A 20,821-nucleotide genomic window follows, 5' to 3' on the forward strand; every position below is an offset into this window, starting at 1 on the left:
CGCATCGCTTTCACAGGTGCGGACGGGCCAATAGGTCAATCATCAAACCTTCCGACCACATGACCTTGGTTTTGAAGGTCGCACATCAAGAATGCCTAAGTCATCCGATTCATCCCGTCCACACGGGAACCGCAGCACCGCCGATAAAAAAAAGTCGGGGCCGTCCGGTATCCGGACGGCCCCGACAGCGTCAGTCGGTCACTCTCAGTGGTTGCGCGGGAAGCCCAGGTCGACACCGGCCGGGGCCTCGGACGGGTCCGGCCAGCGGGTCGTGACGACCTTGCCGCGGGTGTAGAAGTGCGTGCCGTCGTTGCCGTAGATGTGGTGGTCGCCGAAGAGCGAGTCCTTCCAGCCACCGAAGGAGTGGTAGCCGACGGGGACCGGGATCGGCACGTTCACACCGACCATGCCGGCCTCGATCTCCAGCTGGAAGCGGCGGGCCGCGCCGCCGTCCCGGGTGAAGATCGCGGTGCCGTTGCCGAAGGGGGAGGAGTTGATCAGCGCCACACCCTCCTCGTACGTCTCCACGCGCAGGACGCACAGCACCGGGCCGAAGATCTCGTCCTGGTAGGCCTTGGCGGTGGTGGGCACCTTGTCGAGCAGCGAGATGCCGATCCAGTGGCCGTCCTCGAAGCCCTCGACCGTGTAGCCGGTGCCGTCCAGGACGACCTCGGCACCCTCGGCGGCGGCACCGGAGACGTAGGAGGCCACCTTGTCGCGGTGCACGGCCGTGATCAGCGGGCCCATCTCGGAGGTCGGGTCGTTGCCGGGGCCGATCTTGATCTTCTCGGCGCGCTCGCGGATCTTCGCCACCAGCTCGTCGCCGATCGCGCCGACCGCGACCACGGCCGAGATGGCCATGCAGCGCTCGCCCGCCGAGCCGTAGGCCGCGGAGACGGCCGCGTCGGCCGCCGCGTCCAGGTCGGCGTCCGGGAGGACCAGCATGTGGTTCTTGGCACCGCCCAGCGCCTGCACCCGCTTGTGGTTCGCGGAGGCGGTGGTGTGGATGTAGCGGGCGATCGGGGTCGAGCCGACGAAGGACACGGCTTTGACGTCCGGGTGCTCCAGGAGCCGGTCCACGGCCACCTTGTCACCGTGCACGACGTTGAAGACACCGTCCGGCAGCCCGGCCTCGGCCAGCAGCTCGGCGAGCTTGATGGAGGCGGAGGGGTCCTTCTCGGACGGCTTGAGGACGAAGGTGTTGCCGGTCGCGATGGCGATCGGGAACATCCACATCGGGACCATCGCCGGGAAGTTGAACGGCGTGATGCCCGCGACCACACCCAGCGGCTGGCGGATCGAGGAGACGTCCACGCGGGACGCGACCTGCGTGGACAGCTCGCCCTTCAGCTGCACGTTGATGCCACAGGCCAGGTCCACGATCTCCAGGCCACGCGCGACCTCACCGAGCGCGTCCGAGTGCACCTTGCCGTGCTCGGCGGTGATCAGCTCCGCGATCGCGTCCCGGTTGGCGTCCAGCAGGGCACGGAAACGGAACAGGATCTCCGTGCGCTTGGCCAGCGAGGACTGGCCCCAGGTCGCGTAGGCGTCCTTGGCGGCGGCGACCGCGGCGTCGACCTCGTCGACGGAGGCGAACGCGACCTTCGTGGTGACCGCGCCGGTGGCCGGGTCGGTGACCGGCCCGAAATTCCCCGACGTGCCGTCGACGGACTTGCCGCCGATCCAGTGGTTGACGATCTTCGTCATGACCGGTTACTCCTTCACAGATGGCGGCGTCGGGTGGAGACGTGCCGTTCGTACAGCTCACGTGCCTTGACCGCGGACGCTCGGGTCGCGGTCTCGGCCACAGGTACATCCCACCAGGCCTGCGCGGGAGGCGGGCCCGACACAGTGTCGGCCGTTTCGGTCTCCACGTAGACACATGTGGGAGTGTCGGCGGCCCGCGCCTCGGCGAGCGCCGAGCGCAGGTCACGGACGGTCTTGGCGCGCAGGACGCGCATGCCGAGGCTGGCCGCGTTGGCGGCCAGGTCGACCGGGAGCGGGGCACCGGTGAAGGTGCCGTCCGCCGAGGGGTAGCGGTACGCGGTGCCGAACCGCTCGCCGCCCACCGACTCGGAGAGTCCGCCGATGGAGGCGTAGCCGTGGTTCTGCACCAGCAGCACCTTGATGGCTGTCCCCTCCTGTACGGCGGTGACGATCTCGGTCGGCATCATCAGATACGTGCCGTCGCCGACCAGCGCCCAGACGTTGCGCTCCGGCGCCGCGAGTTTCACCCCGATGGCGGCCGGGATCTCGTAGCCCATGCACGAGTAGCCGTACTCCAGGTGGTACTGGTCGTACGAGCGGGTCCGCCACATCCGGTGCAGGTCGCCGGGGAGCGAGCCGGCCGCGTTGATCACGACGTCGGTCTCGTCGACGAGCGCGTCCAGGGCGCCGAGGACCTGCGGCTGGGTCGGCCGGATGTCCGGCTCCTCGGCCTCGTAGCAGGCGTCGACGCGCTGTTCCCAGCGCTCCTTGTCCTCGGTGTACTCGGTGACGTAGGAGTCGGCGGTCCGGTGGCCTTCCAGGGCCTTCTTCAGTTCCGCGAGACCGCCGCGGGCGTCGGCGATCAGGGGCAGACCGGCGAGCTTGTGGCCGTCGTGGGGCGCGATGTTGAGGTTGAGGAAGCGGACGTCCGGGTTCTCGAAGAGGGTGCCGGAGGCCGTGGTGAAGTCGGTGTAGCGGGTGCCGACGCCGATCACCAGGTCGGCGGTGCGGGCGAGTTCGTCGGCGGTGGCGGTGCCGGTGTGGCCGACGCCGCCGACGTCCTGCGGGTGGTCCCAGCGCAGCGAGCCCTTGCCGGCCTGCGTGGACGCCACCGGGATGCGGGTGGCCTCGGCGAACTCGGCGAGGACGGCTTCGGCGCGGCTGTGGTGGACCCCGCCGCCCGCGATCACCAGGGGCCGCTGGGCACTCCTGATCGCCCGTACGGCGGCGGCGAGTTCGACCGGATCGGCGCCCGGCCGTCGTACCGTCCACACCCGCTCGGTGAAGAACTCCGCCGGCCAGTCGTACGCCTCGGCCTGGACGTCCTGCGGGAGCGCGAGCGTCACCGCGCCGGTCTCTACGGGGTCGGTGAGCACGCGCATGGCGGCGAGGGCCGACGGGATCAGCTGCTCGGGGCGGGTGATCCGGTCGAAGAACCTCGACACCGGGCGCAGGGTGTCGTTGACCGACACGTCGGCGGCGTGCGGGACTTCGAGCTGCTGGAGGACCGGGTCGGCGGGGCGGGTCGCGAAGACGTCGCCGGGCAGCAGCAGGACCGGGAGGTGGTTGATCGTGGCGAGGGCGGCGCCGGTGACCAGGTTGGTGGCGCCGGGGCCGATGGAGGTGGTGACGGCGTGCGTGGCGAGCCGGTTCGATTGACGCGCGTAGCCGACCGCCGCGTGCACCATGGCCTGTTCGTTGCGGCCCTGGTGGTACGGCATGTCGTCCGCGTGCTCCAGGAGTGCCTGGCCGAGGCCGGCCACGTTGCCGTGGCCGAAGATGCCCCAGGTGGCGCCGATCAGGCGGCGGCGCTCGCCGTCCCGTTCGGTGTACTGGGCGGTGAGGAAGCGGACAAGCGCTTGCGCGACGGTGAGCCGTATCGTCATCGATACCCCTCTGCGCTTTCTACGTGGGCCGGATGGAAGCAGATCCGCCACTCCCGTGTCTCACCCGGCCCCGCCATGACGTTCAGGTAGTACATGTCGTGCCCGGGCTGCGCGATCGACGGGCCGTGCCATCCGTCGGGGACCAGCACGACGTCGCCGGAGCGGACCTCGGCGAGGACGTCCGTACCGCCCTCACGGGAGGGGAATACGCGCTGATAGCCGAAACCGTTCGGTCCGTCGATCTCGAAGTAGTAGATCTCCTCCAGCTCCGACTCCTCGCCGGGCCGGTGCTCGTCGTGCTTGTGCGACGGGTACGAGGACCAGTTGCCGCCGGGGGTGATCACCTCGACGGCGATCAGCTTGTCGCAGTCGAAGGCGTCCGCGGAGGCGAAGTTGCGCACCCGGCGGGCGCTGGTGCCGCTGCCGCGGTCTTCGACGGGGACCTCCGGCGCGGGGCCGTAGCGGGCGGGGAGTCGTCGCTCGCACTTCGCTCCTGCCAGGGCGAAGCGGCCTCCCGCGCCGGAGGCGATCTGGACCTGGGCGTCCCGGGGTACGTAGACGAAGTCGGAGACTCCGGCGAACACGCTCTCCCGGCCCAGGATCTGGAACTCTGTTCCCTCCGTTCGCACCGTACAACCGCCTGCCAGCGGAAGCACGATCCACTCACTGTCCCCCGTGGTGAACAAGTGGCTACCGCCAGGCGCCAGTTCGACGATCCGCAGGCTGCTGTGCGCCCAGCCGGCCCGCTTCGGGTCGATGTCGAGCGCGTACTGCGCGTTCGCGGTCGAACCCTTGCCCAGGTGCAGCTCGTTGGTCGTCATCAGGGCCTCACAGCAGTCCTACGGCGGTGTCCACGGCGGCGGCCACGTCGCCGTCCGCCGGGTACAGCAGCGAGCGGCCGACCACCAGGCCGCGCACGGTGGGGAGTTGGAGGGCGCTGCGCCACTTCTCGTACGCGCCGTCCTGGTCATCGCCCACTTCGCCGCCCAGCAGCACGGCGGGGAGGGTGGACGTCTCCATGACCTGGGCCATGTCGTCGGGGTTCTCGGTGACCGGGAGCTTCAGCCAGGTGTAGGCCGAACTCCCGCCGAGGCCGGAGGCGATGGCGATGGACCGGGTGACCGCCTCGGCGGACAGGTCGTTCTTGACCTTGCCCTCGCGGGTACGGCTGCTGATGAACGGCTCGACGAAGACCGGGAGCCGGCGCGCGGCCATGTCGTCGATGGCGCGGGCGGTGGACTCCAGGGTGGTCAGCGAGCCCGGGTCGTCGTAGTCGATCCGCAGCAGCAGCTTGCCGGCGTCGAACCCGAGGCGCTGTATGTCCTCGGCGCGGTGCCCGGTGAAGCGGTCGTCGAGTTCGAAGCGGGCGCCCTGCAGTCCGCCGCGGTTCATCGAGCCCATGACGACCTTGCCGTCGAGGACGCCGAGCAGCAGCAGGTCGTCGAGGATGTCGGCGGTGGCGAGGACGCCGTCGACGCCGGGCCGGGACAGCGCCAGGCAGAGCCGCTCCAGCAGTTCCGCCCGGTTGGCCATGGCGAGCTTGTCGCCGCCCACGCCGAGGGCACCGCGGGCCGGGTGGTCGGCGGCGACGATCATCAGCCTGCCGTCCTCGTCGAGGAGCGGACGGCGGGTTCTTCGCGCGGCCGCCTCGGCGATGGCCTCGGGGTGGTGGGTGCGGGTGTGGACCAGGGCCGAGATGTCCACGCCCGGCTGCCTGGCGGGGGTCGCGCCGTCGTGGTGGGCGCCCGCGACGCGGCCGGCCCTCACAGCACCGCTCCGGCGGCGAGCGCGGCCGTGATCTCTTCGCCGGTCGGCATGGCGGAGGAGCACTCCAGGCGGGAGGCCACGATGGCGCCGGCCGCGTTGGCGTGCCGCATGATCTTCTCCAGGTCCCAGCCTTCGAGGAGGCCGTGGCAGAGGGAACCGCCGAAGGCGTCACCGGCGCCGAGCCCGTTGAGGACGTTCACCGGCAGTGGCGGTACCTCGGCGGAGTCACCGTCCCGGTTGACGGCGAGGACGCCCTTGGGCCCCTGCTTGACGACGGCGATCTCGACCCCGGCGTCGAGCAGGGCCTGCGCGGCGGCCTGCGGCTCGCGCACGCCGGTCGCCACCTCGACCTCGTCGAGGTTGCCGACGGCGACGGTGGTGTGCTTGAGGGCCTCGGCGTAGAAGGGGCGGGCCGACTCCGGGTCGCTCCAGAACATCGGCCGCCAGTCGAGGTCGAAGACGGTGGTCCCGGCCTTGGCGCGGTGGGCGAGGGCCGCGAGGGTCGCCGTACGGCTGGGCTCCTCGCTCAGGCCGGTGCCGGTGACCCAGAAGGTGCGGGCGTCCCGGACGGCGTCGAGGTCCAGCTCGTGGGCGTCGATCTCCAGGTCCGGGGCCTTGGGCTGCCGGTAGAAGTACAGCGGGAAGTCGTCCGGCGGGAAGACCTCGCAGAAGGTGACCGGGGTGTTCAGTCCGGGCACGGCGGTGACCCAGCGGTCGTCCACCCCGAAGTCGCGCAGCGCCTCGTGCAGGTAGGCGCCGAAGGCGTCCTGACCGGTGCGGGTGATGACGGCGGTGTTCCGGCCGAGGCGGGCGGCCGCCACGGCCACGTTCGTCGCCGACCCGCCGAGGAACTTGCCGAAGGACGACACCTGGGCGAGCGGGACACCGGTCTGGAGCGGATAGAGATCCACCCCGATCCGCCCCATGGTGATCAGGTCGTACGCCATCGGTTTCCCTTCGTCACGGCTCTCCCCCGGTTTGTAGTCCCGGACAGGAGGTCGTGTCAATGGTTTGTCCAGACATTCGGACGAGACCACATGGGCGGGCCGGACCCGGCGCGGCGGTTTCCGCGACCCCCGCCCCCACGCATGTCAACGCGCCCCGCTGGCACACTCGCCCGCGCCTGTGCCCCAGCTGTGTCACAAACACCCCTCTTGTGTCACACATGTCGCGCCTACGCGGGTTGTCGGTCACACCCCGCCCACAGCCGCTTGCCCACAGTCACTCTCCGTCGTTCACCGGGCACAGGCTTTGTGATCGCCAGCGCAGCGCCCGGCTCCCCCGACGACCGACTCCGGTCGCCCCCGCGGTGCGCGCAGGGAGGTGCATCTCATGACCGACCGACGGCTCTGGTCCTACAAGGAGATCGCGGCACACATCCGGGTGCAGCCCGACACCGTCCGCTCCTACCGCAAACACGGGCTGCTCCCGCCACCCGACCACGTCGAGGGCGGCAAGCCCTACTGGTACGCCGACACGGTCCGCGCCTGGGTCGCCTCCCGGCCGGGCAACAGAAACCGCAGAGACGCCTGAACCGCGCCCGGCGGGACACTCAGGCCCACGGCTCGATGACCGTCACCCCCGCCACCGGCGCGCCGCCCATCGCCGCGAGCGCCTGCGGAGCCGCGTCCAGGGTGATCGTCGAGGTCACCAGGAGGCCGGGACGGAGGGTGCCCGCGCGGACCAGTTCGAGCATGCCGGGGTAGGCATGCGCCGCCATGCCGTGGCTGCCGAGGAGTTCCAGTTCGAGGGCGAGCGCACGGGCCAGGGGCACGGGGGTGGTCCCGTCCGGGGACGGCAGCAGGCCCACCTGGACGTGACGGCCGCGGCGGCGCAGGGAGTTGACCGAGGCGGCGGCGGTGGGCGGTGAGCCGAGGGCGTCCAGGGAGAGGTGGCTGCCGCCGGCGGTCAGCTCGCGGACCGCCGCCGCCGGGTCGTCGCCGGCCGCCGCGTCCACGCCGTGCGCCGCGCCGAACTTCCTTGCCAGGTCCAGGGCTTGGGGCGACACGTCGACCGCGACCACCCGCGCTCCGGCCGCCGCCGCGATCATCACCGCCGACAGGCCCACGCCTCCGCAGCCGTACACCGACACCCACTCCCCCGCCGCGACCCTGCCCCGCTGCACCACCGCGCGGAACGCCGTCGCGAAGCGGCAGCCGAGGGAGGCGGCCGTCGCGTACGCCATGTCCTCCGGGATCGCCACCAGGTTCACGTCGGCGTGGTCCAGGGCCACGTACTGGGCGAAGGAGCCCCAGTGCGTGAAGCCGGGCTGGGTCTGGCGTTCACAGACCTGCTGGTCACCGGCCGCGCAGGACGGGCAGCGGCCACAGGCGCAGACGAAGGGGACGGTGACCCGGTCGCCGGGGCGCCAGGCGGTCACCGCGGCGCCCACCTCCTCGACCACACCGGCCAGTTCATGGCCGGGCACGTGCGGAAGCGTGATGTCCGGGTCGTGGCCCGCCCAGCCGTGCCAGTCGCTCCGGCACAGGCCGGTGGCCTCGACCCGGACCACCACTCCGTGCGGCGCCGGCCGGGGGTCCGGCACGTCCCGTACCTCGGCAGGGCTGCCGTAGCGGTCGTAGACGACTGCTCGCATGCGGGGTGCTCCTTTCGGGGACTGCGCGAAGGCTAAACGTCCCGGGCACCGCGGCACACCACCGGTTCCGGCCCGCCGCGCCCGCCCTCTTCGGACTGCGACATTCAACGCATATGCCTAAAGTGCGGGTAACCGCCCCAGCCCGATCCGTCACCCGCGCCCGCACCCGCAGGAGCACCCAGGGGGACCCCGCCGTGACCCACTCTCCGCCGCCCCGCCGGCCGCAGGCCCGCATCCCCGGTCCGCAGCAGCCGCCACCGCCGTACCCCCGTATCCGCACCGGCCTGTGGAAGCGCTGCCTCGGCGGCGGGCTCGCCCTGTGGGCGCTGACGGTGGTGGTGACGTACGCGACGAAGAACGCCACGCTGCTGCCGACGCTCATCCTGCTCGGCAGCTTTCTCGTCCCGGTCGCCTTCGTGCTGTGGGCGTACGAGCGGCACGGCCGCGACCTCGGGGTCAGCGCGATCCTCGGCTGCTTCCTGACCGGCGGCACGCTCGGAGTGCTGGGTGCCTCGGTGATGGAGTCCTACCTCGTCCGCCCCTCCTGGGGGATGTTCGTCGCCGTCGGCCTGATCGAGGAGGCGGTGAAGCTCGGCGCCCTGATGTTCGTGCTGCGCCGGCTGCCCGGCATCCGGGGCCTGCGCGCCGGGCTGGTGCTCGGCGCCGCCGTGGGCTTCGGCTTCGCGGCCCTGGAGAGCGCCGGCTACGCCTTCAACGCGGCGGTCTCCACCGAGGGCATCGACCTGCGGGCGCTGATCGAGACGGAGATGCTGCGCGGGGTGCCGGCCCCCTTCGGGCACGGCCTGTGGACGGCGATCGCGGGCGGTGTCCTGCTCTCCTGCCGCCGCCCGAACGGCCGCTTCCGCCTCACCACCCCGGTCATGGGCACCTACCTCGGCGTCGCCCTGCTGCACGCCCTGTGGGACTCCACGCACGGCATCGCCATCTGGCTGGTGGCGCATCTGGCGGGTACCGGACTGGACCGGCGGCTGTTCGCCGAGGGGTACATCCCGCGCCCCACCACGGCACAGGAGCACCTCTTCACCCTCTTCTCGGTCGGTCTGCTGGTGCTCGTCTCGCTGCTCGGCATCGCCTGGGTGCGCTCGCTGGCGCGCCGGGACCCCTCTTGGAGAAATACCCCCTAGGGGTATACTGTGAGAACAGTGGGGTTCCCTCGCGGGCCCCACCGGCCCCACACGCCTCCACGAGGAGAACGACATGACCGCCCAGACCGATACCCCGGGTTCCGTGACCGCCGTCTACAAGGTGACCGGCATGAGCTGCGGACACTGCGAGGGTTCCGTCTCCGCCGAGATCTCCGGGCTGCCCGGCGTCAGCTCGGTGACGGCCGTCGCGGCCAGCGGTGAGGTCACGGTCGTCTCCGCGGCCCCGCTCGACGAGGAGGCGGTCCGCGCCGCCGTCGACGAGGCGGGCTTCGAGCTCGTCGGCCGCGTCTGACGTCAGAGCCCCGGCGGCCGGTACGAGCCGCACGAGCAGTACGTACGACGGAAACGTATCTCTCCGCCGGGCCGCGCCGACCAGCTGATACTGGATCCGCGCGGTCCGGTCCGTTGTCTGGAGTCCGGACATGACCAGCACCACCACCGCAGAGACACGGATAGCCGGGCCGGCCGTCGGCCCGACGGCCGAGGTCGAACTCCTCATCGGCGGTATGACCTGCGCCTCCTGCGCCGCCCGGATCGAGAAGAAACTCAACCGGATGGACGGCGTCACCGCCACCGTGAACTACGCGACCGAGAAAGCCAAGGTCACATACCCCGGGGGGGTTCAGGTCGCCGACCTGATCGCCACGGTCGAGAGGACCGGGTACACCGCCGAGGAGCCCGCGCCCCCGGAGCCGCGACCCGAGCCGGCGGCCGAGCCCGAGCGGGATCCCGAACTCGCCGCCCTCCGCCACCGCCTGCTCGTCTCCGCCCTGCTGGCCGCGCCGGTGGTGCTGCTCGCCATGGTTCCGGCGTGGCAGTTCGACAACTGGCAGTGGCTCTCCCTGACGCTCGCGGCTCCGGTCGTCGTCTGGGGCGGCCTGCCGTTCCACCGGGCCGCCTGGACCAACGCCCGGCACGGCGCGGCCACCATGGACACCCTGGTCTCCGTCGGCACGCTGGCGGCGTTCGGCTGGTCGCTGTGGGCACTGTTCTTCGGTGACGCGGGCATGCCGGGCCTGCACGACGAGTTCCGGTTCACCGTCTCCCGGGCGGACGGCGGTATGGGGGGCGCGTCCTCGATCTACCTCGAAGTCGCCTCCGGGGTCGTCGCGCTGATCCTGCTCGGCCGCTATCTGGAGGCCCGCTCCAAGCGGCGGGCGGGGGCGGCCCTGCGGGCGCTGATGGAGCTGGGCGCCAAGGACGTGGCGGTGCTGCGGGACGGGCGCGAGGTGCGGGTTCCGGTGACGTCGCTGGTGGTCGGCGACCGGTTCGTCGTACGGCCCGGCGAGAAGATCGCGACCGACGGGACCGTGGTCGAGGGCGCCTCGGCGGTCGACGCGTCGATGCTGACCGGCGAGTCCGTACCGGTGGACGTGACCGTGGGCGACGCCGTCACCGGGGCCACCGTGAACGCGGGCGGGCGGCTGGTCGTCGAGGCCGGCCGGGTCGGGGCCGACACGCGGCTCGCCCGGATGGCGAGGCTGGTGGAGGACGCGCAGAACGGCAAGGCCGAGGTGCAGCGGCTCGCCGACCGGATCTCCGCCGTCTTCGTGCCCGCCGTCATCCTGATCGCGCTCGCGACCTTCGGGGTCTGGCTGGGTGTCACCGGTGACACGGCCGCCGCGTTCACCGCCGCCGTCGCCGTGCTGATCATCGCCTGCCCGTGCGCCCTGGGCCTGGCCACGCCGACCGCGCTGATGGTCGGCACCGGGCGGGGCGCGCAGCTCGGCATCCTCATCAAGGGCCCGGAGGTGCTGGAGTCCACGCGCCGGGTCGACACCGTCGTCCTCGACAAGACCGGGACGGTGACCACCGGGCGGATGAGCCTCCAGGAGGTGTACGTCGCCGACGGCGCCGACAAGGACGAGGTGCTGCGGCTCGCGGGCGCCCTCGAACACGCCTCAGAGCATCCGGTGGCGCGGGCGATCGCCGCGGGGGCCGAGGAGCGGGTGGGGGCCCTGCCCGCCGCCGAGCACTTCGAGAACGTTCCCGGACGGGGCGTGCGCGGACGCGTGGACGGCCGCGAGGTGGCCGTGGGGCGCCTTTTCGACGCCGTACCGGAGGAGTTGACCGCCGCCCGCTCCCGGGCCGAGGAGGAGGGCCGTACGGCCGTCCTGGTCGGCTGGGACGGCCGGGCCCGGGGTGTCCTCGCCGTCGCGGACACGGTCCGGGAGACCAGCGCCGAGGCGGTGCGCGCGCTGCGTGGCCTCGGGCTGACGCCGGTGCTGCTGACCGGGGACAACCGGGCGGTGGCCGAGTCGGTCGCCCGGGCGGTCGGGATCGACTCCCGCGACGTGATCGCCGAGGTGCTGCCCGAGGAGAAGGTCGACGCCGTACGACGGCTGCAGCGCGAGGGGCGCACGGTGGCCATGGTCGGCGACGGCGTCAACGACGCGGCGGCGCTGGCCACCGCCGACCTGGGGCTCGCGATGGGCACCGGGACGGACGCGGCGATCGAGGCCGGCGATCTGACCCTGGTGCGCGGCGATCTGCGGGCGGCGGCGGACGCGATCCGGCTCTCCCGGCGGACCCTCGCCACCATCAAGGGCAACCTCGTGTGGGCCTTCGGCTACAACGTGGCCGCGCTCCCACTGGCCGCCGCCGGGCTGCTCAATCCGATGATCGCGGGGGCCGCGATGGCCTTCTCGTCCGTGTTCGTGGTGACCAACAGTCTGCGGCTGCGCACCTTCCGCTGAAAGTTACCGCCGGTTCGCGGCAGCGGATGCGGAAGTCCCCCTGGAGTCCAACGCGCACCTCACATAAGCTCTTCACAAGGCTCGTGCATCATCCTTACGCTTGAGCTCCGATCGCCGTATCGGGGCTCTTGCGCATCTAACGGACATATGCAAGAGACGCAGATCACAGTGATGCGAACGTAACCATCGAAGGGGTTCGAAGGTCTAAGTTGGCGATGTCAGACCAGCGTCTTGGGGGGCGCTGACCTGGCATCTGGGGATGTCTTGGGGGACTTCCTCAGAGATGCGTTGCCGGGACACGTACGACGGGAAGCTTTGAGCGGCCCTCCCGTGCGGTACGGGTCCCGGCAGATCGCACCGCATCACTGGAGTACGACATGTAGTACGGCGAGTTCTGCTCGTCGTACTCAAAGCAGCGAATTCAGGCGCTGCCATACCGAGCGCCCGGCCGGATCCCGTGGGGGGAATCCGCACCGGGACACGGGAAGGCGCCCTGGTCGCCGGCCCGTGGGGGGACCGGCGCTCCAGGGCGCCTTCTGCTATGCGTATGCCTGCGGTTTCCGCCGTCTGCGGTTTTCCGCCGTCTGCAGTTTTCCGCTGTCTGCAGTTTTCCGCCGTCTGCGGTTTTCCGCTGTCTGCGGTTCTCCACCGCATCCGTGCCCGCGCGGCTGTGCCCGCGCGGCTGTGCCCGAGCGGCTGTGCCCGAGCGGCGGGGGGCACCGATGGAGACGGCGCCCCCTGACCGGCCGGTGTCAGCGCTCCTCGACCGGCACGAAGTCGCGCTCGACGACACCCGTGTAGATCTGGCGCGGGCGGCCGATGCGGGAACCCGGCTCCTTGATCATTTCCTGCCACTGGGCGATCCAGCCCGGCAGCCGGCCGAGGGCGAACAGGACCGTGAACATCTCGGTCGGGAAGCCCATCGCGCGGTAGATCAGGCCGGTGTAGAAGTCGACGTTCGGGTAGAGGCTGCGCGAGACGAAGTAGTCGTCGGAGAGCGCGTGCTCCTCCAGCTTCAGGGCGATGTCCAGCAGCTCGTCGGACTTGCCCAGGGCGGAGAGGACGTCGTGCGCGGCAGCCTTGATGATCTTGGCGCGCGGGTCGAAGTTCTTGTAGACCCGGTGGCCGAAGCCCATCAGGCGGACGCCGTCCTCCTTGTTCTTCACCTTGCGGATGAAGGAGTCGACATCGCCGCCGGAGGTCTGGATGCCCTCCAGCATCTCCAGCACGGACTGGTTGGCGCCGCCGTGCAGGGGACCCCACAGGGCGGAGATACCGGCGGAGATCGAGGCGAACATGTTCGCCTGCGACGAGCCGACCAGACGGACCGTCGACGTCGAACAGTTCTGCTCGTGGTCGGCGTGCAGGATCAGCAGCTTGTCGAGCGCCGAGACGACGACCGGGTCCAGCTCGTAGTCCTGCGCCGGCACCGAGAACGTCATGCGCAGGAAGTTCTCCACGTAGGAGAGGTCGTTGCGCGGGTAGACGAACGGGTGGCCGACCGACTTCTTGTACGCGTACGCGGCGATCGTCGGAAGCTTGGCGAGCAGGCGGATGGTGGAGAGGTCGCGCTGCTTCGCGTCGAACGGGTTGTGGCTGTCCTGGTAGAAGGTGGACAGCGCCGAGACCACCGACGACAGCATGGCCATCGGGTGGGCGTCGCGCGGGAAGCCCCGGTAGAAGTTCTTGACGTCCTCGTGCAGCAGGGTGTGCCGCGTGATCTCGTTCTTGAACGTCGTGAGCTCGTCGACGGTCGGCAGCTCACCGTTGATCAGCAGATACGCCACCTCCAGGAAGGTGGAGCGCTCCGCCAGCTGCTCGATCGGGTAGCCGCGGTACCGAAGGATGCCCGCCTCGCCGTCGAGGTAAGTAATGGCAGATTTGTAGGCGGCAGTGTTGCCGTATCCGCTGTCCAGGGTCACCAGACCGGTCTGGGCGCGGAGCTTCCCGATGTCGAAGCCCTTGTCGCCGACGGTGCTGTCGACCACCGGGTAGGTGTACTCGCCGTCGCCGTACCGCAGTACTACAGAGTTGTCGCTCACGTCTTCCCTCACCGACGTAGTGCCTCATCTTCGAGGTGCCCTGACTGTCTCTACCATCCCCCATTTGGCTCAGGAGAGTGCACTCGGGGTCGACCAACAGGCCTATCAACGGCACTCAGTGCCGCCAACCTGCTCATCCTGCCCCCTTGTCTCCCCATCTGGAAGTGCTCTGTGACCTTCACGACTCATTTGATCGATCATTTTTTGTGATGAGCCCGAAGTACCCCGCCACGAGCCGCCCACGGGCCCGTCTAGGAGCCGCCGCGGAGCCGGAAGTCCAGCGCCGTACAGCGCCGGCCTGCCGACACGGTGCGCACCGCCTGACCGATGGCCTTGCGTGAACCGACGAGGACGACCAGCTGTTTGGCCCGGGTGACCGCCGTGTAGAGGAGGTTCCGTTGGAGCATCATCCAGGCACCGGTGGTGACCGGGATCACCACGGCGGGATATTCACTTCCCTGTGAACGGTGAATGGTCACGGCGTAGGCGTGGGCCAGTTCGTCCAGTTCGTCGAACTCGTAGGGAACCTCCTCGTCCTCGTCGGTCAGCACCGTGAGGCGCTGGTCGACCGGGTCGAGCGAGGTGACCACGCCCACGGTGCCGTTGAAGACACCGTTCTTGCCCTTCTCGTAATTGTTGCGAATCTGGGTGACCTTGTCGCCGACCCGGAAGACCCGGCCGCCGAACCGCTTCTCGGCGAGGTCGGGCCGGCCGGGCGTGATGGCCTGTTGCAACAGACCGTTGAGCACGCCCGCGCCCGCCGGCCCCCGGTGCATGGGCGCGAGCACCTGCACGTCCCGCCGTGGATCGAGCCCGAACCTGGCGGGAATCCGGCGGGCGGCGACGTCGACGGTGAGCCTGCCCGCCTCCTCCGTCTCGTCCTCCACGAACAGGAAGAAGTCGTTCATACCGTCGGTGACCGGCTGCTGCCCCGCGTTGATCCGGTGTGCGTTGGTCACCACCCCCGACTGCTGGGCCTGCCGGAAGACGCGGGTGAGACGGACGGCGGGGAGGGGACTGTCCTCGGCGAGCAGATCGCGCAGCACTTCGCCCGCCCCGACGCTCGGCAGCTGGTCGACGTCCCCGACGAACAGCAGGTGCGCACCGGGCGGTACGGCCTTCACCAGTTTGTTGGCGAGGAGCAGATCCAGCATCGACGCCTCGTCGACCACCACCAGGTCGGCGTCCAGCGGGCGGTCCCGGTCGTAGGCGGCGTCACCGCCGGGCTTCAGCTCCAGCAGGCGGTGCACGGTGGAGGCCTCGGCGCCGGTCAGTTCGGCGAGCCGCTTGGCGGCACGGCCGGTGGGGGCGGCGAGGACCACCTTGGCCCGCCTGGCCCGCGCCAGCTCCACGATCGACCTGACGGTGAACGACTTGCCGCAGCCCGGCCCGCCGGTCAGCACGGCGACCTTCTCGGTGAGGGCGAGCCGGACGGCGGCCTCCTGCTCGGGGGCCAGGTCGGCACCGGTCCGGTCCTTCAGCCAGGCGAGCGCCTTGTCCCAGGCGACGTCCTTGAACGACGGCATCCGGTCGTCGCCGGTGCGCAGCAGCCGCAACAGCTGGGAGGCGAGCGCCACTTCGGCGCGGTGGAAGGGAACGAGGTAGACGGCGGTGACGGGTTCGGCGTCGGGGGCGGGCCCGGGCAGCTTCTCCCGTACGACACCGGGGTCCTCCCCGTCCTCGGGCGGCGCGGCCAGCTCGGCCAGGCAGTCGATGACGAGCCCGGTGTCGACCTGGAGCAGCTTGACCGCGTCGGCGATCAGCCGCTCCTCGGGGAGATAGCAGTGCCCCTGGTCGGCGGACTGCGACAGGGCGTACTGCAACCCCGCCTTCACCCGCTCCGGACTGTCATGGGGAATCCCGACGGACTGGGCGATCTTGTCGGCGGTGAGGAACCCGATGCCCCAGACGTCGGCGGCGAGCCGGTAGGGCTGGTTCTTCACGACGGAGATCGAGGCGTCGCCGTACTTCTTGTAGATGCGCACGGCGATGGACGTGGACACCTCGACGGTCTGGAGGAACAGCATCACCTCCTTGATCGCCTTCTGCTCCTCCCACGCGTCGGCGATCTTCTTCGTCCGCTTCGGGCCGAGACCGGGGACCTCGATCAGCCGCTTCGGCTCCTCCTCGATGATCCGGAGGGTGTCCATGCCGAAGTGCTGGGTGATCCGGTCGGCGAAGACCGGCCCGATGCCCTTGACGAGGCCCGAGCCGAGGTAGCGCCGTATGCCCTGGACGGTGGCCGGCAGCACGGTCGTGTAGTTCTCGACGGTGAACTGCTTGCCGTACTGGGGGTGCGACCCCCAGCGCCCCTCCATCCGCAGCGACTCCCCCACCTGCGCGCCGAGCAGCGCACCGACGACGGTGAGGAGGTCACCGGCGCCTCTGCCGGTGTCGACACGGGCGACCGTGTACCCGTTCTCCTCGTTGGCGTAGGTGATCCGTTCCAGCACGCCTTCGACAGTGGCGAGCCGTCGTTCGCCGGTGGGGGTCCCCGTCTGCTGAGCCATAAACCGACGGTACCGGTGGGGACTGACAGGGGCGGCGGCGGTCGGCGGCTACGCGTGGGCGCTGATCACCCCGCCGACACGGTCCAGCGGGCGTGGGCGCTCATGAATGCCACGCCGGAAGTTTACGGGTGGGGGTGCATCTTCAGGGCGTCGAGGAAGGTGGTGAAGGCTCCGACTGGGAAGACCAAGACGGCGCGGGTCGGGGCCTTGGAGTCTCGGACGGCTGTACGAGTGGAGGTGGTGGCTATTTCCACGCAGTCGTTGCCGTCACCCTCGCCTGAGTACGACGACTTCCGCCAGATATCCATGGGCCTCACAGCTCTTTCGCCAGCTTGTGGATGAAGTCACGCGATCGGTCGGGCTCAAGTGATACATCCTCAACCCTACGGAAGCGAGTTCGATAGACGCTGAGCTGAGCCTCGGAATCGATAAGGAGTGAGCCGTGGGGGGCGTCGCGCACCACCGTGTCCAGTTTGGGCACCGGGCCACCTACGTAGGTCATCGTGCTTGAGGCTGTGGCGAACCCATCCAGGTCGAAAGGGATGATACGCAAGGTGATGTGGTCGGCTTCCGAGAGTTCAACGAGTCTCACGAGTTGGGCTCGGGAAGCAGCACGGTCACTGACCCTGATACGCAAGGCCGACTCGTGGATCACCAACTTGTACGGCATGATGATCTGCTGCCGTCGCATGCGGTGACAGACTCGCAACTCAAGTTCATCAGACGTGAGTTCAGGCAACCTGGCAGAGAAGACTGCCCGCGCGTAGTCCTCCGTCTGCAACAGACCCGGCACATACAGGATGGCTACCTCATGCCGGAACGAGCAGTGGTGATCCAGCTCCGCGAGGTCCAGGAACGACGTGGGTAGCAAACCCCGAAAGTCCTCCCACCAGCCGCGCGTCCGGTCGGTAGCCATGGCGACCAGGGCATCGATGAACGTCTCGTCCGTGCAGGCGTAGTGGGACGCAAGGCGCCGCAGCCGCTCCTCGCTCACACCCGCGAGTCCGGATTCGAGATGGCTCATCTGGGAGCGATTTGCCCCGAGCAGCGCTGCTGCCTCGATGGCTGTGAGTCCCGCGTATTCACGGAGTCGGCGCAGTTCGACTCCCAAACGCATCTGACGTGCGGTTGCTTCGCGCCTCAGGGGCATCAATTGCTCCTCGTTCGGGTGCGGATCACGCGATCGGCTTGCTCGGGTACACATGTTAGCCCTACCGTCAGTGACGTACCGCTCACGCAGCGGAAGTGCACCGCCCCGTCCTGCCACGACGGCTGCGGCAACGCCACCGCGCGTGAAACTCCCCCACCACCACCGGAGTTGATGACGCATGCCCGAAGCCTGGGAGTACACGCTCACCATCCCCAACGACCTCCGTGCCGTCACCGTCAGCCGACACACGCTCAGACTGATCCTCACCGCGCACGGGATGACGCGGTTCCTCGAGGTCGCCGAGTTGCTCGCGACCGAGTTGGTCTCCAACGCCGTACGGCATACGAAGGGACCCGCGGCCCTGCGGGTCCGGTGGTCGCCGCCCGGGACGCTGCGGATCGGCGCGTGGGACGCGGACCCGGAACCGCCGGAGCCGCCCGTGCCGTTGGAGGGACTCGGGGAGGCGGAGGAGGGGCGGGGGCTGGCGCTCGTACGGGCCTGTTCGGATCTGTGGGGATGGCAGCCGCTGTCCAGGTTCGGCAACCGGGGCAAGTACGTGTGGTGCGAGCTGGCGGCCGCGTAATAGCGCGGGCGCACGAGGTGGCGCGGCGTCAGGGCCTACGCCGGGCCCCAGACCAGGAGCTGGTCGAAGATGCGGCGGCCGCCGTCGGGTTTCAGGGAGTGCGCCCAGGGTCGCCGCCGTTGTCCAGCGCGATCGGGCTCGCCGTTCAGGACGGTGATGATGATCTCGCCGGGCCCTGGGAACGGTGTGGTTCGGCCCCGGGACGGCCGTCGAAGTGGTCCACGTCGACCACCGCCTGGGCGAAGGCGGTGGGTGCCTCCTGCGGCATGTCATGGCCGACGCCCTTGAGTGCGCGGTGCGCGTACTTGCCCGTGAACCGATCGCGGTACGACGCCCCGTTGCCGGGCGCGGTGAACGGGTCGAGCTCGGGATCGATCGTGATCGTCGGCACTCCGATGACGGGGCGCGTGGCGAGTACCTTCTCGTACCGGTCGTACCGGCGTTCGCCGTCGGCGAGCCCCAGCCGCCAGCGGTAGTTGTGGATGACGATCGCCGCGTAGTCGGGATTGTCGAACGCGGTGGCCGTCCGCTCGAACGTGGCGTTGTCGAAGTGCCAGGTGGGAGAGACTTCGTCCCAGACGAGACGGCACAGATCGTGCCGGTATGTCTTGTCCTCCATGGCTAGGCGACCCCGCTCGGTGCTGAAGTAGTACTGATACCACCAGGTGTGTTCGGCCTTGGGGGGCAGAGGCTTCTTCTGTGCCTCGACGTTGGTGATGAGGTACCCGCTTACGGACACCAGGCCTTTGACGCGTTCGGGCCACAGGGCCGCGATGATGTCGGCGGTACGTGATCCCCAGTCGAAGCCGGCGAGAAGGGCCTGCTGGATCTTCAGAGCAGCCATCAGGGCGATGATGTCGAGGGCGACCGCCGACTGCTGGGCGTTGCGGACGGTTTTGGCGGACAGGAAGCGCGTGGTCCCGTGTCCGCGCAGGTAAGGGACGATGACCCGGTAGCCCTGCGCCGCGAGCAACGGGGCGACGTCCACGAAGCTGTGGATGTCGTAGGGCCAGCCGTGCAGGCAGATGACGACGGGGCCGTGCGCCGGGCCCACCTCGGCGTAGCCGATGTCCAGCACGCCCGCCTTGACGTGCTTCACCTTGCCGAAGGACGTATGAGTGCCCGGTGTGACCATGGGCACCGTAGGCGTCGGGGACACCGCCGGGGTCGGAGGGTCACCCTCCGCCTGGTGGGCGGACGCGGCCTTCGCGCTTGCCTGGAGTCCGGCCAGCGTGGCCGCGCCCGTGCCGACGGTCTTGTTGAACGTACGCCTGTTGATCATGGGATACCCCTCCCCGGCAGTCGCCATCACCGGTCAGGCAGGTGATCAATGATTGCTTGTTTCCGGCCGGGCGGCGCCTCGACGGCCGGGCGGACAGGGCGAGATCACCGACCAGCTTCCTCTCTTCTGATAGCCCCTACCCTCCATCACAGGTCGGCGGTCCGCGCCTGGGGAACGGCGTCCGGCACACGAGTGTACCTAGTGGACCGGTCGGCTGGCTGACCCGGTCAGGGACCGACTTTCAACGCGCCCGGCGCAGGAAGTCAACGACCAGGTCGGTCGTCGCCTGCGGCTGCTCTTCGGTGATCCAGTGCCACACCGCCGAGGACTCCTCCGCGTACGGCACCTGCCTCGCGGGGGCACCTGCCTCGCGGGCCGGTGTCCGCCCGGTGGTGACCGTAACAACCCCGGCGGCTCGGGTGGCGGGATCCACGGCGGCCGGTGATGGTTGCGGCGGGGGACGTTTTCGCGCGCACGCAGGGAGAGCTGGACATGCCCGAGATCACTACTCCGTACCCGACCGGCACCCCGTGCTGGGTCGACCTGATGGCGCAGGACCAGCAGGCCGCGCTGGACTTCTACCGTGACCTGTTCGGCTGGCAGGGCGAGGTCGGCCCGGGCGAGTTCGGCGGGTACGCGGTCTGCACGCTGCGGGGCAAGCCGGTGGCCGGCATCGGTCCCGCCATGGCGCCCGAGGGGCAGCCGGAGCCGCCGACCGTCTGGACCACCTACCTCGCCAGCACCGACGCGCCGGCCACCCAGGACGCGATCGTCTCGGCGGGCGGCACCCTGCTGGCCCCGGTGATGGACGTCGGCGGACTCGGCCGGATGCTGATCGCCGCCGACCCGCAGGGCGCGGTGTTCGGGGTGTGGCAGCCGGGCGAGTTCCACGGCGCCGGGCTGGTCAACGAGCCGGGCACGCTGATCTGGAACGAGCTGAACACCAGCGACGTACTCGGCGCCACCGGCTTCTACGGCGAGTCCTTCGGCATCGAGATCCAGCCGATGGAGGGCGCCGACGGGGACTACTGGTCGCTGAACGTCGGTGGCAAGGCCGTCGGCGGTGCCGCACAGCTCGGCGACGACCGGCCCGGCGTCCCGCCGCACTGGCTGACGTACTTCGCGGTGGACGACGTCGACTCCACGGTGGACGCGCTGGTCAAGCGCAACGGATCAGTACTGGCACCGCCGTTCGAGATGATGGCCGGCCGGATGTCGGTGGTCGCCGACCCGCAGGGCGCGACCTTCGCGGTCTTCAAGCCGAAGCCGATGTAGGACGCGGTCGGTGGCTCAACTGCGCGCCGGCAGCGCCGGGTTCGGCCCCCTTCCGCCTTCCGTACGGCTCTGGACGCCCCTGAGGTGACCGCCGCACGGACGGTGGAAGGGGAGGGGGACGGGCGCGGGAACCGAGCACGCGGGCCGCGGCTCCGGCCGCC

18 protein-coding genes are annotated in these 20,821 nt (G+C 70.0%); 6 read left to right on the forward strand and 12 right to left on the reverse strand.

Features of this window, described 5'->3' with window-relative positions; all coding sequences use genetic code 11:
- Positions 1–204: 204 nt before the first annotated feature.
- The 5 genes from mmsA to iolC are packed head-to-tail and all read right to left on the reverse strand — an operon-like array spanning position 205 to position 6,307.
- On the reverse strand, positions 205–1,707 hold the full coding sequence (gene mmsA, locus AB0N16_RS26960; protein WP_365800927.1) for a CoA-acylating methylmalonate-semialdehyde dehydrogenase: 1,503 nt from the start codon (positions 1,705–1,707) through the stop codon (positions 205–207).
- 14 nt (positions 1,708–1,721) lie between these two features.
- Positions 1,722–3,593 (reverse strand): 3D-(3,5/4)-trihydroxycyclohexane-1,2-dione acylhydrolase (decyclizing), encoded by a 1,872-nt coding sequence (gene iolD, locus AB0N16_RS26965; RefSeq protein ID WP_365800929.1) that lies wholly within the window; start codon positions 3,591–3,593, stop codon positions 1,722–1,724.
- Positions 3,590–4,414 carry a 5-deoxy-glucuronate isomerase gene (gene iolB, locus AB0N16_RS26970; RefSeq protein ID WP_365800931.1) on the reverse strand — a complete coding sequence of 275 codons (825 nt, stop codon included), beginning with the start codon at positions 4,412–4,414 and terminating at the stop codon, positions 3,590–3,592. Before iolB ends, iolD begins: the two co-directional genes overlap by 4 nt.
- A gap of 7 nt (positions 4,415–4,421) precedes the next feature.
- Positions 4,422–5,297 (reverse strand): deoxyribose-phosphate aldolase, encoded by an 876-nt coding sequence (locus AB0N16_RS26975; RefSeq protein WP_365801189.1) that lies wholly within the window; start codon positions 5,295–5,297, stop codon positions 4,422–4,424.
- Between the two features lie 59 nt (positions 5,298–5,356).
- On the reverse strand, positions 5,357–6,307 hold the full coding sequence (iolC, locus tag AB0N16_RS26980; protein WP_365800933.1) for a 5-dehydro-2-deoxygluconokinase: 951 nt from the start codon (positions 6,305–6,307) through the stop codon (positions 5,357–5,359).
- A 385-nt stretch (positions 6,308–6,692) separates the two neighbouring features.
- On the opposite strand from iolC, the gene AB0N16_RS26985 reads away from it, so the two are divergent.
- Entirely contained in the window at positions 6,693–6,893 is a 201-nt protein-coding gene (locus AB0N16_RS26985) for a MerR family transcriptional regulator (RefSeq protein WP_365800935.1), read from the forward strand.
- A gap of 19 nt (positions 6,894–6,912) precedes the next feature.
- Here the strand turns inward: AB0N16_RS26985 and AB0N16_RS26990 are convergent, their stop codons facing one another.
- Positions 6,913–7,956 carry a zinc-dependent alcohol dehydrogenase family protein gene (locus tag AB0N16_RS26990; RefSeq protein ID WP_365800937.1) on the reverse strand — a complete coding sequence of 348 codons (1,044 nt, stop codon included), beginning with the start codon at positions 7,954–7,956 and terminating at the stop codon, positions 6,913–6,915.
- A gap of 194 nt (positions 7,957–8,150) precedes the next feature.
- Between AB0N16_RS26990 and AB0N16_RS26995 the strand changes: the two genes are divergently transcribed.
- From AB0N16_RS26995 to AB0N16_RS27005, 3 genes are all read left to right on the forward strand, one after another.
- Positions 8,151–9,101, forward strand: coding sequence for a PrsW family intramembrane metalloprotease (locus tag AB0N16_RS26995; protein WP_365800939.1), 951 nt, complete (start codon positions 8,151–8,153; stop codon positions 9,099–9,101).
- Between the two features lie 73 nt (positions 9,102–9,174).
- Positions 9,175–9,414, forward strand: a complete 240-nt coding sequence (locus AB0N16_RS27000) for a heavy-metal-associated domain-containing protein (RefSeq protein ID WP_365800941.1) — start codon at positions 9,175–9,177, stop codon at positions 9,412–9,414.
- 130 nt (positions 9,415–9,544) lie between these two features.
- Positions 9,545–11,818, forward strand: coding sequence for a heavy metal translocating P-type ATPase (locus AB0N16_RS27005; protein ID WP_365800944.1), 2,274 nt, complete (start codon positions 9,545–9,547; stop codon positions 11,816–11,818).
- A gap of 752 nt (positions 11,819–12,570) precedes the next feature.
- Here the strand turns inward: AB0N16_RS27005 and AB0N16_RS27010 are convergent.
- The 4 genes from AB0N16_RS27010 to AB0N16_RS27025 form a co-directional block, all read right to left on the reverse strand.
- On the reverse strand, positions 12,571–13,860 hold the full coding sequence (locus tag AB0N16_RS27010; RefSeq protein ID WP_365800946.1) for a citrate synthase: 1,290 nt from the start codon (positions 13,858–13,860) through the stop codon (positions 12,571–12,573).
- A gap of 251 nt (positions 13,861–14,111) precedes the next feature.
- Complete coding sequence (locus AB0N16_RS27015) at positions 14,112–16,370, reverse strand: ATP-dependent RecD-like DNA helicase (RefSeq protein ID WP_365800948.1); 2,259 nt, start codon at positions 16,368–16,370, stop codon at positions 14,112–14,114.
- Between the two features lie 122 nt (positions 16,371–16,492).
- Positions 16,493–16,678, reverse strand: a complete 186-nt coding sequence (locus AB0N16_RS27020) for a DUF397 domain-containing protein (RefSeq protein ID WP_365800950.1) — start codon at positions 16,676–16,678, stop codon at positions 16,493–16,495.
- A 5-nt stretch (positions 16,679–16,683) separates the two neighbouring features.
- The gene (locus tag AB0N16_RS27025; RefSeq protein WP_365800954.1) at positions 16,684–17,520 is read right to left on the reverse strand and encodes a helix-turn-helix transcriptional regulator; all 837 of its coding nucleotides are present in this window, start codon (positions 17,518–17,520) and stop codon (positions 16,684–16,686) included.
- 178 nt (positions 17,521–17,698) lie between these two features.
- On the opposite strand from AB0N16_RS27025, the gene AB0N16_RS27030 reads away from it, so the two are divergent.
- Positions 17,699–18,103 carry an ATP-binding protein gene (locus tag AB0N16_RS27030; protein WP_365800956.1) on the forward strand — a complete coding sequence of 135 codons (405 nt, stop codon included), beginning with the start codon at positions 17,699–17,701 and terminating at the stop codon, positions 18,101–18,103.
- Between the two features lie 145 nt (positions 18,104–18,248).
- Here the strand turns inward: AB0N16_RS27030 and AB0N16_RS27035 are convergent, their stop codons facing one another.
- Positions 18,249–19,385, reverse strand: a complete 1,137-nt coding sequence (locus AB0N16_RS27035) for an alpha/beta hydrolase (protein ID WP_365800958.1) — start codon at positions 19,383–19,385, stop codon at positions 18,249–18,251.
- Between the two features lie 241 nt (positions 19,386–19,626).
- Positions 19,627–19,818 (reverse strand): hypothetical protein, encoded by a 192-nt coding sequence (locus tag AB0N16_RS27040; protein WP_365800960.1) that lies wholly within the window; start codon positions 19,816–19,818, stop codon positions 19,627–19,629.
- 59 nt (positions 19,819–19,877) lie between these two features.
- Between AB0N16_RS27040 and AB0N16_RS27045 the strand changes: the two genes are divergently transcribed.
- The gene (locus tag AB0N16_RS27045; protein ID WP_365800962.1) at positions 19,878–20,660 is read left to right on the forward strand and encodes a VOC family protein; all 783 of its coding nucleotides are present in this window, start codon (positions 19,878–19,880) and stop codon (positions 20,658–20,660) included.
- Positions 20,661–20,821: the final 161 nt, after the last annotated feature.

The organism is Streptomyces sp. NPDC051105 (assembly GCF_040682795.1).
Classification (GTDB): domain Bacteria; phylum Actinomycetota; class Actinomycetes; order Streptomycetales; family Streptomycetaceae; genus Streptomyces.